Below are 13481 nucleotides of genomic sequence, written 5' to 3'. Positions count from 1 at the left end.
CGGCGCCCCTCGTCGTGCAGCCTCTGGTCGCCCGACACCTCGCCGGCCAACTGTTTGAAATAACCGGAAATCGTCTGCATCACACTCATGGATCGCTCCTCATGTCCTGGTTTCGAGGCGGGCCATCGCAGCCTTCAGGATCGCCCGTATCTCGTCGTCGGCGATCTGCTGGGCGGCGAAGGCGGCGTCGGGCTCGACGCCCGGGTCCTCCTCGTGGTCGAAAACCGTCTCGTTGTCGCGCGCCATGGCAAGAAGCGCCGCGCGCGCCGCGGGGACGGCCGCCATCACCGAGACCAGTTCGACGAGCAGGCGCCGATGCGCGTTGATCCTGCCTTCCAGATGAATGGAACCGTCGATTGCCATGCCCGCCTCCCGCGATACCGGACTAACCGGGACCTGGGCCGATTGTTCCCGCCGCTGTGGGTGCCTGCCCGCCTGCGGCGAAAAAACTGGCTTTCGAACGGCGCGATCTGCTATAAGGCGCTTTCAAATGCTTTCGACGGTTCCGGGGAATCTTCTCCGGAGACCGTTTTCTTTTGCGTTCACGCAGGCGGGAGCCTGGGCGGCGCGGGCTGAAGGACGGGATAAAATGGTTGAAAAGGTGCCGATGACTCAGGGCGGTTTCGTCAAGCTGCAGGAAGAACTGCGCTGGCGCCAGCAGGAGGAGCGTCCGCGAATCATCGAAGCGATTGCCGAGGCGCGCGCCCATGGCGACCTGTCGGAAAACGCCGAGTACCACGCCGCCAAGGAGGCCCAGAGCCATAACGAGGGCCGCATCACGGAACTGGAGGACTTCGTCGCGCGCGCCGAGGTCATCGACCTTTCCAAGATGTCCGGCTCCAAGATCAAGTTCGGCGCCAAGGTGAAGCTCATGGACGAGGACACCGAGGAGGAGAAGGTCTACCAGATCGTCGGCGACCAGGAAGCCGACGTGAAGCAGGGCCGCATCTCCATCTCCTCGCCGATCGCCCGCGCGCTGATCGGCAAGGAAGTCGGCGATTCGATCGAAGTGAACGCGCCGGGCGGCTCCAAGGCCTACGAGATCCTCGCCGTCACCTGGGGGTGACGGACAAGGGAGCCCCATGCTTTCCACAGAGAAGAACGGCACCGCCGCGACGGTGGTCAAGGTCATGGACCGGATCGGCCGGAGCCATGGCATAAGCCCGCTCGCCCGGCAGGTGCCGTCCGGCTTCTCCGCCGCGCGCAATCTCGTCTTCACCTTCGATCCCGAGGCGCGCGACTACGACTGGCTGGCGGTCTACGAGAACCTGCCCGCTGCGGGCGACGAGCGGCGCTCGATGCGGGTGGAGGCGCTAGCCTGCGCGCCGGAAAACACCATCCTCTTTACCACCGAGCCCTCGGGCATCAAGATCTACGGCCGCGCCTTCACCCGGCAGTTCGGCCATGTGGTGACGAGCCAGGAGCCCTTCGCGCTGCGCCATCCCGGCCGCATCCGGAGCCAGGCGGGCCTGCGCTGGTTCTACGGCGACGGCAGCCGCCGCCTGATGACCGCCGACGAGATCGCCGGCCATTTTCCCGAAAAGACCAAGGTGCTCGGCACGGTCTGCTCGACCAAGCGGCAGGGCCATACGCTGCATCGCCTGCGCTACGATTTCACCCAGGCCATGGCCGCCCGCATGCCGGATCTCGACGTCTTCGGCCGCGGCCACACGCCGGTGGACGACAAGGCGGAGGCGATCGATCCCTACAAGTACCACCTCGCCATCGAGAACCACCTCGCCCCGCACCATTTCACGGAAAAGCTGGCCGACCCCTTCCTCGGCCTGTCGCTGCCCTTCTATTTCGGCGCGCCGAACGCCGCCGACTACTTTCCGGCCGACAGCTTCATCGCCATCGACATCCGCAAGCCGGACGAGGCCCATCGCATCATGCGCGAGGCGATCGACAGCAACGAATATGAAAAGCGCCTGCCCGCCATCCGCGAGGCGCGGCGGCGTGTGCTGGAAGATCACAATCTCGTCACGCTGATCGCCGATGTGGTGGAGAAGAACGGCACCGGGCAGAAGGGCGGCGGCACGGCCGTGCTGAAGAGCCAGCGCGCCGCCCGGCAGGGCCATCCGCTGCTGACGGCCGGCGATTTCGCCTTCCGCGAGGCGCTTCACCTGAAAAACCGCATCGCCGGGCTGCTGACGCGCTGAGCAATCCCGGCAAGGCCGCTCGAAACCCGCATTCATCCTGGAGAACAGACGTGTCCAAGAAACCGGTGGCTTTGATAACGGGCGTGACGGGCCAGGACGGCGCCTATCTCGCGCAGTTGCTGCTCGACAAGGGCTATGTCGTGCACGGCATCAAGCGCCGCTCCTCCTCCTTCAACACGGGCCGCATCGAGCATATCTACGAGGACCCGCACGAACCGGACCCGCGGTTCTTCCTGCACCACGGCGACATGACGGACGCGACCAACCTCGTGCGCATCGTGCAGCAGACCCAGCCGGACGAGATCTACAACCTCGCCGCCCAGAGCCATGTGCAGGTGAGCTTCGAGACGCCGGAATATACGGCGAACGCCGACGCCATCGGCACGCTGCGCATGCTGGAGGCGATCCGCATCCTCGGCCTGGAAAAGAAGACGCGCTTCTACCAGGCCTCCACGTCCGAGCTCTACGGCAAGGCGCAGGAGGTGCCGCAGAGCGAGACGACGCCCTTCTACCCCCGCTCGCCCTATGCGGCGGCAAAGCTCTACGCCTACTGGATCGTCGTCAACTACCGCGAAGCCTATGGCATGCACGCCTCGAACGGCATCCTCTTCAACCATGAAAGCCCGCTGCGCGGCGAGACCTTCGTGACGCGCAAGATCACCCGCGCGGTGGCCGCCATCACGCTCGGCCGGCAGGACCAGCTCTTCCTCGGCAATCTCGACGCCAGGCGCGACTGGGGCCATGCGAAGGAATATGTGCGCGGCATGTGGCTGATGCTGCAGCAGGCGGCGGCCGACGACTACGTGCTGGCGACCGGCGAGACGACCACCGTGCGCCAGTTCGCCGAATGGTCCTTCGCCGAGGCCGGCATCACCATCCGCTGGGAGGGCGAGGGCATCGACGAGAAGGGCTTTGATGCCGCGACGGGCAGACAGCTCGTCTCCATCGACCCGCGCTATTTTCGCCCGACGGAGGTCGACCTCCTGCTCGGCGATCCCTCGAAGGCGGAACGGGTGCTCGGCTGGCGCCATGAGACGGGCGCGCGCGAGCTTGCCCGCGAAATGGTGCGTGAGGACCTGAAGCTCATGCGGAAAGAGTTCTCGGAAAAGGACCGTCTCTGAATGTACGACCTTCAGGGAAAACGCGTCTTCGTCGCCGGCCATCGCGGCATGGTCGGCAGCGCCGTCGCCAAGCGTCTGGCGACGGAGAACTGCACGGTGCTGACCGCGCCGCGCGATACGGTGAACCTGGAGCGCCAGGCGGATGTCGAGCGCTTCTTTACGGCCGAGCGGCCGCAGGCGGTGGTGATGGCGGCGGCGAAGGTCGGCGGCATTCTCGCCAATGACCGTGAGCCCGTGGAGTTCCTCCAGCGCAACCTCACGATGGAGCTGAACGTCATCAAATCCGCCCATGAGGCGGGCGTAGAGAAGCTGCTGTTCCTCGGTTCGAGCTGCATCTATCCGAAATTCGCCGACCAGCCGATCGAAGAAAGCTCGCTGCTGACGGGCGCGCTGGAGCCGACAAACGAATGGTACGCCATCGCCAAGATCGCTGGCATCAAGCTTTGCCAGGCCTATATGAAGCAGCACGGCGCCCGCTTCGTCTCGGCCATGCCGACCAATCTCTACGGCCCGAACGACAATTTCGACCTTCAGACCAGCCATGTGCTGCCGGCGCTGATCCGCAAGGCGCATGAGGCGAAGCTTGCCGGCCTCGACCATGTGACGATCTGGGGCAGCGGATCGCCGCGCCGCGAATTCCTGTTCAGCGAGGATTGCGCCGATGCGCTGGTCTTCCTGCTCAAGCATTACGAGGACTACGAGCACGTCAATGTCGGCTCGGGCGAGGATATCGCCATTCTCGACCTGATGAGGCTCGTCGCCGAGGTCGTCGGCTTTACGGGCCGCATCGAGACCGACCCTTCGAAGCCGGACGGCACGCCGCGCAAGCTCATGTCGAACGCCAAGCTGGCGGCGATGGGCTGGAAGCCCGCAACCGCGCTGCGCGAAGGCATCGACCGCGCCTATCGCTGGTATCTCGACACGCTCGGGCAATAGAGGCAGGCGCGCCTCAGCGCCAGTTCTCGTCGATCCAGCGCGTCGGCCGGACGTGCTTGTAGGCCTTCTTCCACCAGGCCTTGACCGGCCACTGGCCGATCACGGCCTCGTCGGGATCGGGCTTGCCGGTGAAGGCGACGATTCGGGTGCCGGAGGGCAGCGGCACGTCCTTGAAGAAGTTCAGCGGCCAGCGCGGCAGCAGCGTGTGCTTGAAGCTGACGCACCATTCCGCCGGCCAGTAGGTCATGTTGTCGACGGCGGCGGAAACATAGCGCTGCGAGATCGTGTGCTTGTTCACCCTGGCATCCGGGTCGCGGATGAAATCGTCGTAGATGTGCGTGCTGGTGCCGACCGTCCAGCGATAGACCGAGGTGTTGCCGATGCCCTGGCCGGGCTGCGTCCAGTTCTCGGCGATGCAGAACTTGCCCGGCGCATAATCGAAGAAATCGTCGAGCGGCCCGGTGATGACCACGTCGAGATCGACGAACAGCACGTCGCCCGCGAGATCGGCCAGCGGCGCCTGGAACAGCGAGATCTTGCGCCACGGTTTCCAGGCGACCCGCTCGGGAATGGTGATCGGCGGCAGCGGGAAGACGGAGACCGCCGGATCGATGCCCTCGGCATCCTCCGTGAAGCAGACGAGCCGCGTCGGGCGAACCGTGTTGCGCTTTATCATGGACCACAAACGGTTGACATAGTCCGCCGGATAGCGCGTGCCCCATTTCATGCATACGATCGTCTGCATCCGCATCATCTCCACTGGAAGGCGCCAATCGGGCGCCGGCGCCTCCATAGACCATATCGGCCGGCGGTGATAGGAGTTCCGCGAACCCGCCGCATTTTCGAGCCCCAGCATCCCATGAACATCCTCATCCTCACCCAATGCTTCCCCCCCGTCGTCGGCGGGATCGAGAACATGATGGGCTCGATGGCGCTGGCCTTGCAGGAGGCCGGCCATGCCGTCACCGTGCTGGCCGACGGCGCGCCGGACGCCGGCGACAAAGACCGCCCCTACCGCATCGCGCGCTTCTCCGGCTGGAAGCCGCTGCGGCGCTGGCTGAAGGCGCGGGAAGCAGCCCGCCTCGCGCGCTCCGGCGCATTCGACCGGATCATCGCCGACACCTGGAAGAGCGTCGAGAACCTCTCCATAAACGCCGTCCCGGTCACCGTGCTCGCCCATGGCATGGAGTTTCCCGCCGCCCCCACGCCGCGCAAGGCGCAGCGCATCCGGGCGGCGATGGCCAAGGCTCAGGACGTCATCGCCAATTCCGGCTTCACCGCCGGCCTTGCCGCACCCTATGTGGCGGCCGGCCGGCTGCGCACCGTCACCCCCACCGTCCCGGCGCAGGCGGCCGCCGATCCCGGCCGGCTGGCGGCGCTGCGGGCGAGCCATGGCGAGGGACCGCATGTCGTGACGCTCTGCCGGCTGGAGCCGCGCAAGGGCGTGGACCGGCTGATCGAGGCCGTCGCAGCGCTGCACCCGGCCCATCCCGGACTGACGCTGCACGTCGCCGGCGACGGCGCAGACCGCGGCCGGCTCGAAACCCTCGCAAAAGACGCCGGCATCGCCGAAAGGGTGATCTTCCATGGCCGTGTGCCGGATGCGGAAAAGGCCGCCCTTCTGGCGCTAGCCGACGTCTTCGCCATGCCGGCGCGGCGCGAGGGCAACTCCGTCGAGGGCTTCGGCCTCGTCTATCTGGAGGCTGCCTGGTACGGCGTGCCCGGGCTTGCCGGCCGCGAGGGCGGCGCGGCGGACGCCGTGCTCGACGGCAAGACGGGGCTTCTATGCGACGGCGCCGATCCCGCCTCCGTGACGGCGACATTGGACAGGTTTTTGGGTGACCGCGACCTCCGGCTGCGGCTCGGCGAAAACGCCGCCCGCCATGCCCGCGAACAGACCTGGCAGCACAAGACCGCGGATTTCCTGACGCCCCCACAGGCGGGAAAGACGGCGGCCGGACCGCGCGTCCTCCAGCTCCTGCCCGCCCTCGGCGACGGCGGCGTGGAGCGCAGCGCCGTGGAGATGGCCGGCCATCTCGGCGAACGCGGCCTGCCGAACTGGATCGCCAGCGCCGGCGGCCCGCTCGTCGCCGCCGCCGAGGCCGTGGGCGCCCGCCACGTCACGCTGCCGGTCGGGAAGAAATCGCCCTTTTCCGCCGTTTCCGCCGCGCGGGCCATCGCGCGGCTGGTGGATGCGGAAGGCATCGACATCGTCCATGCCCGCAGCCGCGTGCCGGCCTGGGTCGGCCTCCTCGCCTGTCGCCTGGCGCGGCGGCCGGTGCGGTTCGTCACGACCTTCCACGGCGTCTACAGCCACGGCAACGCCCTGAAGCGGTTCTACAACAGCGCCATGCTGCGCGTGCCGCTGGTCATCGCGAATTCGCAGTTCATTCGCGACCACATCACGAAGGTCTACGGCTTTCCGCCGGCGCGCGTGGTCGTCGCCCCGCGCGGCGTCGAGCCCGACCTCTTCGATCCCACGGCCATTCCAGCCGAAACACGGGCCGCCCTGCGCGACGAACTCGGCGCCACGGAAAAAGGGCCGCTGGTGGTGATGGTCGGCCGCGTCACGAGGTGGAAGGGCCATGCCGTGCTGCTGGAAGCCGCCGCCCGGCTCGACCGTCCCGATCTTCGCCTCGCCTTCGTCGGCGGCGGCTCGGAGGCGCTGGTCGCCGAGCTTCGGCGCGACATGGCGCGCCTCGGCCTCGACGGCCGCGTCACCTTCACCGGCAGCCGGCGCGATATCCCCGTCGTCCTCGCGGCCGCGGACCTTGCCGTTTCCGCCTCGACGGATCCCGAAGCCTTCGGCCGCGCCGCGATCGAGGCGCAGGCGATGGGCACGCCCGTCATCGCGACCGATCACGGCGGCAGCCGCGAGACGGTGCTGCCCGGCGTCACCGGCTGGCTCGTGCCGCCCGGCGACGCAACGGCCCTCGCCGCCGCCCTGGAAGAAGCCCTTTCCGACCCGCACCGCCTGAAGGCCATGGGGGCGAACGGCCGGGCGCATGTGCTTGCCAACTTCACCACCCGGCAGATGCTGGAGAAGGAGTTCTCCGCCTATGAACGGCTGATGGCGGAGCCGCGGCGCTGAGATGGCGACGGGCGCCCTTCCCGTCGTCTGGGTCCTGACGGACGGCAAGGCCGGCGACGAGCAGCCGCTGATCGGCCTTGCGGAAGCCATGGGCGCGGCGCCGGTCCTGCGGCATGTGGCGCCGCGGCGCGCCTTCACCTGGCTGATGCCCTGGGGGCCGATCGACCCGAAGGACGCGCCGTCGAAGGCGGGCTCGCCGCTCGCCCCGCCCTTTCCGGATATCTGCCTTGCCACCGGCCGGCGGGCGGTGCCCTATCTTCGCCGGCTGAAGGCGCTCTCGCCCTCGACCTTCTGCGTGCTCTTCAAGGATCCCCGCACCCGGCGGCACGGCGCGGACCTCCTCATCGTGCAGCAGCACGACGCGCCGCGCGGCAGGAACGTCCTCGTCGTCACCACCGCCCCCAACCGCCTTCTGCCGGAACGGCTGGCAGAGGCGCATGCCGCGTTTGCCGACGTGCTCGCCCCCCTGCCCGCACCGAGGGTCGCCGTGCTCGTCGGCGGCAACGGCCGGCACCATCGTTTCACCGAGGCCGATATCGACCGGTTTCTCCAGGGCCTTAAAGCAAAACGTGAAGACGGCTGCGGGCTGATGATAACGACTTCGCGTCGCACGCCAGCCTTGCTCGCCAAGGCCTTGGCGGGACTCGCAAATCGCCCCGGCATGCATCTCTGGGACGGCACGGGGAGGAACCCGCTGCTCGCCTATCTCGCCTGGGCCGACGAGATCGTCGTCACGGCCGATTCGACCAACATGATCGGCGAGGCGGCCGCGCTCGGCGTGCCGGTGCAGCTCTTCCATCCGTCCGGCGGCCATCCGAAGATCGACAGCCTGATCGTCGCCCTGTCACGCGAGGCCGTCATCGGCCGGTTTCCCGACGCGCCCGCGCGCGGCCGCGGCAGCCCGGTCAATTCGACGCCGGGGCTGGCGGAGGAGATCCTGAAACGCTGGAGACTGTCTAAAGCTCCACCAGCCCGACCTTCTTGACCTGGCGGATCGTCAGCATGGTGCGCACGGTATCGACCTGCGCATTGGCGGTCAGTTCCTCGATGACGAAGTCCTGGAAGCGGGTGAGATTCTCGGCAACGCAGTGCAGCAGGAAATCGCTGTCGCCCGAGACCATCCAGGCCTGGCGCACCATCGGCCATTCGCCGGTGGCGGCCGCGAAGGCCTTGAGGTTCGCCTCCGACTGGTGCTTGAGCCCGACCATGCAGAAGGCGACGAGATCGTAGCCGAGCGCCGGCGCGTTCAGCATCGCGGTATAGCCCTCGATGATGCCCGCCTCCTCCAGCTTGCGCACGCGGCGCAGGCAGGGCGGCGCGGAGATGCCGGCGCGCGCGGCAAGCTCCACATTGGTCATCCGGCCATCGGCCTGAAGCTCCTTCAGGATACGGATATCGATGGCGTCGAGTTCTGCACGAAACATGGGAATTATCGGAACCTTTCAGGATGACGACCGGAAGTGACCCGAATCGCCGTATCAGCGCAACATTGTTACCTCAAGCGGCACAAATATGTCACGCGCCATCGCTTGTCTGTTGGCAAAGCGCCACGCGCTCTTGAAACTCGCGGCGCTCCCTTCATAAATGAGGGTCGAACAACGACACGCCGGCCGGACCCTTGCGCGCGCTTCGCGCGGGAACCGGTCCATTGGGGCGAAAACCCCGGAAGGAACGACCATGTCCACCCGCCACGTCAAGGTGCTGATCATCGGCTCCGGCCCCGCAGGCTACACCGCCGCCATCTACACCGCCCGCGCCATGCTGGAGCCGGTGCTGATCGCCGGGATGGAACAGGGCGGCCAGCTGATGATCACCACGGATGTGGAGAACTATCCGGGCTATGCCGATCCGGTGCAGGGCCCGTGGATGATGGAGCAGATGCTCAAGCAGGCGCAGCATGTCGGCGCCGAGATCGTCAACGACCTCGTGACGAACGTCGACCTCGACGCGCGTCCCTTCCGCATCTCCACCGACAGCGGCGCCGAATGGACCGCCGACGCGCTGATCATCGCCACGGGCGCCAAGGCCAAGTGGCTCGGCATCGACACCGAGCACAAGTTCATGGGCTTCGGCGTCTCGGCCTGCGCCACCTGCGACGGCTTCTTCTATCGCAACAAGGACGTCATCGTGGTCGGCGGCGGCAACTCGGCCGTGGAAGAGGCGCTCTACCTCTCCAACCTCGCCAAAACCGTGACGGTCGTGCACCGCCGCGACGGTTTCCGCGCCGAAAAAATCCTCCAGGAACGCCTGTTCGCCAAGGAGAACGTCAAGATCGTCTGGGACCACGAGGTCGTCGAATATCTCGGCGCCGATCCCAAGCCCCCGATGCCGGCCTCCGTCAACGGCGTGAAGCTGCGCAACGTCAAGACCGGCGGGACGCGCGACGTGATGACGGACGGCGTGTTCGTGGCGATCGGCCATGCGCCGGCGGTCGAGCTTTTCAAGGGCAAGCTGCGCCAGAAGCCGAACGGCTATCTGTGGACGGCGCCCGATTCCACGGCGACGGACGTGCCGGGCGTTTTTGCCGCAGGCGACGTCACCGACGACATCTATCGCCAGGCGGTCACGGCCGCCGGGATGGGCTGCATGGCGGCCCTCGAAACCGAAAAATACCTTGCAGGTCATATGCCTGTCGCAATTGCGGCCGAGTAGAAGCCGCCAACAAAGGGCGGCGGGATAGCCCGACCGCCCGCGTGGGAACAGTTGAATCAGCGACCGGGCGGGAAGCGCACGCTCCCCGCCGCAAAGACATATGGGGGACAGAATGCCACTCGATTGGGACAAGCTGCGGATTTTCCACGCCGCGGCCGAGGCCGGCTCGTTCACGCACGCCGCAGACAAGCTGCATCTGTCTCAATCGGCCATCAGCCGCCAGGTGAGCGCGCTGGAGCAGGATGTCGGCATAAAGCTCTTCCACCGCCATGCCCGCGGCCTCATCCTCACCGAGCAGGGCGAGATTCTCTACCGCACCGCCCACGACGTGCTGATGAAGCTCGAAAGCGTGCGCGTACAGCTGACGGAAAACACCGAGAAGCCGAGCGGCAAGCTGCGCATCACCACCACGGTCGGCCTCGGCCAGGGCTGGCTGACCGACAAGGTGCAGGAATTCCTCGCGCTCTATCCCGACATGCAGGTGCAGCTCATCCTCGACAACGAGGAGCTGGACGTGAACATGCGCCATGCCGACTGCGCCATTCGCCTGCGTGAACCGCAGCAGTCGGACCTCATCCAGCGCCGGCTCTTCACCGTGCACATGCACATCTACGCCGCGCCCTCCTACATCAACCGCTACGGCGAGCCGCAGTCGATCGACGGTCTCGACAACCACAAGATCATCACCTTCGGCGAGCCCGCCCCGAGCTACCTGCTCGACGTCAACTGGCTGGAGATCGCCGGCCGCGATTCCGACAATCCCCGCCCGTCGATCCTGCAGATCAACAGCCAGACCTCGATCAAGCGCGCCTGCCTGCTCGGCATCGGCGTCGCGATGCTGCCGGACTATATCGTCGGGCGCGATCCGGGCCTCATCCAGCTGCCGGTCAGCGCCGACATCCCCTCCTTCGACACCTATTTCTGCTATCCCAGCGAGATGAAGAACTCCGCCAAACTCAAGGTTTTCCGGGACTTCATCGTCGCCAAGGCACGCAACTGGAACTTCTGAGGAAGCGGCCCCGCAAGGCCTGCACCGTATGCATGGCTGGCATGCACATTAAAGGATTGATGTATGCCCGCAAAACCATCATATCGCACGCAGCTGATGCACTTTGGTGGCTTTTTCCTCCCAGTGCCACCGCACCAGCTGTTCCCCTCTGGAGGTTTTATTACCTTCAAAACTATAAAGGGCCCAGGTTGATCTTGCGGCCCTCTTTTTTTGCCTTTCGTTAACCAAGACGAAAATTTCAAGCTTCCCGCAAAACTTGGCATGCGCTTCTCTTGAAGAAACGCGGCGCCTTCCCCATATTCAGTAAAGCCGACGCACTTGCGGTCTTTCTCCTCCCAGTGCCGCGCGTTGGCTGTTCCCCTCTGGAGGTTCATACCTTCACACCTGCAGGGCCCAAGCTTCGCTTGCGGCCCTCTTTTTTTGCCGGCACCTCTTGTATCGAGCTTTCACGAACCCAATATCGGGATTTATCGATATATCCATCGCCGGACCACGATAGACATGACCCCGCTCAACACCGACGAAATCCTCAAGGCCCTCGCCCATCCCAAGCGGCTGGAGATCCTTGCCTGGCTGAAGGAGCCGCAGAGCCACTTTCCCGGCCAGGAGCATCCGCTGGAATTCGGCGTGTGCGCCGGCCAGATCGAGAAGCGCTGCGAACTCTCGCAGTCCACCGTCTCCGCCCATCTCGCCACCCTGCAGCGCGCCGGCCTCGTGACGACGCGCAAGGTCGGCCAGTGGGTGTTCTTCAAACGCGACGAAGACAAGATCGCGGCCTTTCTCCACCACATCAACGGGGCGCTCTGAGCCCCTGCCCTCCAAGCCTGAAGAAGGACTATCCATGACCTCGCTCTTCGACCCGCTCAAGATCGGCGACATCCAGCTTGCCAACCGCATCGTCATGGCGCCGCTGACGCGCAACCGCTCGCCGGGCGCCGTGCCGAACACGCTGAACGTCGCCTATTACGAGCAGCGCGCCAGCGCCGGCCTGCTCATCACCGAAGCGACCGCCATCAGCCACCAGGGCCAGGGCTATGCCGACGTGCCGGGCCTCTATACGCCCGAAGCACTGAAGGGCTGGAACGACGTGACCGACGCCGTGCACAAGGCCGGCGGCAAGATCGTCGTGCAGATGTGGCATGTCGGCCGTATCTCGCATGACACGCTGCAGCCGGACGGCGGCAAGCCGGTCGCCCCGTCGGCGATCCGCGCCAAATCCAAGACCTACCTCATCAACGCGGACGGCAGCGGCAGCTTCGCCGAGACCTCCGAACCGCGCGCGCTGGACAAGGCCGAGCTTCCCGGCATCGTGGAAGACTATCGCCGCGCCGCCCGCGCGGCCATCGATGCCGGTTTCGACGGCGTCGAGATCCACGCCGCCAACGGCTACCTGATCGACCAGTTCCTGCGCTCGGGCAGCAATACGCGCACGGACGAGTATGGCGGCTCCATCGAGAACCGCGCCAGGCTGCTCTTCGAGGTCGCCGACGCCATCACCCAAGAGATCGGCGCAGGCCGCACCGCGATCCGCGTCTCGCCGGTGACGCCCGCCAACGACGCCTTCGACCCGGACCCGCAGCCGCTCTTCACCCATGTCGTGGAGGGTCTGGCAAAGTACGACCTTGCCTATATCCACGTCATCGAAGGCGCGACGGGCGGCCCGCGCGACCACCAGCAGGGCGACAGGCCCTTCGACTATGCGGCGCTGCGCGCGGCCTATCATGCCGCCGGCGGCAAGGCGGCCTGGATGGTCAACAACGGCTACAATCGCGAGCTGGCGATCGACGCCGTGCAGGAAGGCAAGGCCGACCTCGTCGCCTTCGGCAAGCTCTTCATCGCCAATCCCGACCTCGCCCAGCGGCTGAAGAACGACACCGTGCTGAACGCGCCGGACAAGGACACGTTCTACGGCGGCGGCGCCAAGGGCTACACGGACTATCCGATCCTCGAAAACGTCGCCTGACACGGCGCGTCTTCCGGGCCTGTGACCCCCCCTCTGCCTGCCGGCATCTCCCCCACAAGGAGGAGAAGGCAAGCCGCACGCGCTTCCCCTGATTTTCTACGCCGAGGACGCGCGCCCCTCCTCCTTGTGGGGAGGGGGCCTGCCGGCTCCGGCAAAGGCCCGTTACGGCCGGTCGTATTCGCGGGTCAGGCCCTTGTAGTATTCGCCGGGATCGTAGCGCAGGGTGCGGGACTTGCCCGGATTGTTGAAGAAATAGTCGTAGAACGACATGTATTGCGCCCGCTCGCTGACGACGATCCGGCCCTGCGGCTCCACGCCGTTCCGGCTCCCGTCCGCGGCGAGCGCAGGAGCGGCAAGGGCGAGCGCCGCGAGGGCGGCAAGGGCGAGTGAGGTCTTTGTCATGGTCGTGCTCCGGGATTCGCTTCTCCCCAATATCGGCAGGGAAAGCGGAAATTTCACGGGGGGCCGCAACAAAAAACCCGCTCCCCCCGTCATGGTCGGGCTTGACCCGACCATCCACGCCCCGGATGCGGCTTTGGATCCTCGGCTC

At 66.2% G+C, this 13481-nt stretch carries 14 protein-coding genes; 10 read left to right on the top strand and 4 right to left on the bottom strand.

The genetic code is table 11. From position 1 onward, the window contains the following. Window positions 1–99 precede the first annotated feature (99 nt). On the bottom strand, window positions 100–363 hold the full coding sequence (locus tag AB3G45_RS12230) for a hypothetical protein (protein ID WP_367830812.1): 264 nt from the start codon (window positions 361–363) through the stop codon (window positions 100–102). A gap of 226 nt (window positions 364–589) precedes the next feature. On the opposite strand from AB3G45_RS12230, the gene greA reads away from it, so the two are divergent. The 4 genes from greA to AB3G45_RS12210 are packed head-to-tail and all read left to right on the top strand — an operon-like array spanning window position 590 to window position 4216. After that, window positions 590–1066 (top strand): transcription elongation factor GreA, encoded by a 477-nt coding sequence (greA, locus tag AB3G45_RS12225; RefSeq protein WP_367830811.1) that lies wholly within the window; start codon window positions 590–592, stop codon window positions 1064–1066. A 16-nt stretch (window positions 1067–1082) separates the two neighbouring features. Further along, window positions 1083–2159, top strand: coding sequence for a glycosyltransferase family 10 (locus AB3G45_RS12220; protein ID WP_367830810.1), 1077 nt, complete (start codon window positions 1083–1085; stop codon window positions 2157–2159). 50 nt (window positions 2160–2209) lie between these two features. Next, complete coding sequence (gene gmd / locus AB3G45_RS12215) at window positions 2210–3280, top strand: GDP-mannose 4,6-dehydratase (RefSeq protein ID WP_367830809.1); 1071 nt, start codon at window positions 2210–2212, stop codon at window positions 3278–3280. Then, window positions 3281–4216 carry a GDP-L-fucose synthase family protein gene (locus tag AB3G45_RS12210; RefSeq protein ID WP_367830808.1) on the top strand — a complete coding sequence of 312 codons (936 nt, stop codon included), beginning with the start codon at window positions 3281–3283 and terminating at the stop codon, window positions 4214–4216. It abuts the gene before it with no gap. Between the two features lie 13 nt (window positions 4217–4229). Here AB3G45_RS12210 and AB3G45_RS12205 read toward each other — a convergent pair whose 3' ends face one another. Next, complete coding sequence (locus AB3G45_RS12205; RefSeq protein ID WP_367830807.1) at window positions 4230–4961, bottom strand: hypothetical protein; 732 nt, start codon at window positions 4959–4961, stop codon at window positions 4230–4232. 114 nt (window positions 4962–5075) lie between these two features. On the opposite strand from AB3G45_RS12205, the gene AB3G45_RS12200 reads away from it, so the two are divergent. Both AB3G45_RS12200 and AB3G45_RS12195 read left to right on the top strand, forming a co-directional pair. Next, complete coding sequence (locus AB3G45_RS12200; RefSeq protein ID WP_367830806.1) at window positions 5076–7307, top strand: glycosyltransferase; 2232 nt, start codon at window positions 5076–5078, stop codon at window positions 7305–7307. 1 nt (window position 7308) lies between these two features. Next, on the top strand, window positions 7309–8292 hold the full coding sequence (locus AB3G45_RS12195) for a mitochondrial fission ELM1 family protein (protein ID WP_367830805.1): 984 nt from the start codon (window positions 7309–7311) through the stop codon (window positions 8290–8292). On the opposite strand, the gene AB3G45_RS12190 is transcribed toward AB3G45_RS12195, so the two are convergent. Further along, a complete protein-coding gene (locus AB3G45_RS12190; protein WP_023516337.1) occupies window positions 8264–8731 on the bottom strand; it encodes an Lrp/AsnC family transcriptional regulator in 468 nt (155 codons plus the stop codon). The genes AB3G45_RS12195 and AB3G45_RS12190 overlap by 29 nt on opposite strands. A gap of 253 nt (window positions 8732–8984) precedes the next feature. Between AB3G45_RS12190 and trxB the strand changes: the two genes are divergently transcribed. From trxB to AB3G45_RS12170, 4 genes are all read left to right on the top strand, one after another. Next, window positions 8985–9959, top strand: coding sequence for a thioredoxin-disulfide reductase (trxB, locus tag AB3G45_RS12185; protein WP_367830804.1), 975 nt, complete (start codon window positions 8985–8987; stop codon window positions 9957–9959). Window positions 9960–10071: 112 nt separating this feature from the next. Next, on the top strand, window positions 10072–10968 hold the full coding sequence (locus AB3G45_RS12180) for a LysR family transcriptional regulator VtlR (RefSeq protein ID WP_367830803.1): 897 nt from the start codon (window positions 10072–10074) through the stop codon (window positions 10966–10968). Window positions 10969–11469: 501 nt separating this feature from the next. Next, the gene (locus AB3G45_RS12175; protein WP_367830802.1) at window positions 11470–11775 is read left to right on the top strand and encodes an ArsR/SmtB family transcription factor; all 306 of its coding nucleotides are present in this window, start codon (window positions 11470–11472) and stop codon (window positions 11773–11775) included. 34 nt (window positions 11776–11809) lie between these two features. Next, on the top strand, window positions 11810–12931 hold the full coding sequence (locus AB3G45_RS12170) for an alkene reductase (protein ID WP_367830801.1): 1122 nt from the start codon (window positions 11810–11812) through the stop codon (window positions 12929–12931). 162 nt (window positions 12932–13093) lie between these two features. On the opposite strand, the gene AB3G45_RS12165 is transcribed toward AB3G45_RS12170, so the two are convergent. Continuing rightward, window positions 13094–13333, bottom strand: coding sequence for a hypothetical protein (locus AB3G45_RS12165; protein ID WP_367830800.1), 240 nt, complete (start codon window positions 13331–13333; stop codon window positions 13094–13096). Between the last annotated feature and the right edge of the window lie 148 nt (window positions 13334–13481).

Source organism: Shinella sp. S4-D37, assembly GCF_040812195.1.
GTDB lineage: Bacteria > Pseudomonadota > Alphaproteobacteria > Rhizobiales > Rhizobiaceae > Shinella.
This window is presented reverse-complemented; position numbering and strand designations above follow the sequence as displayed.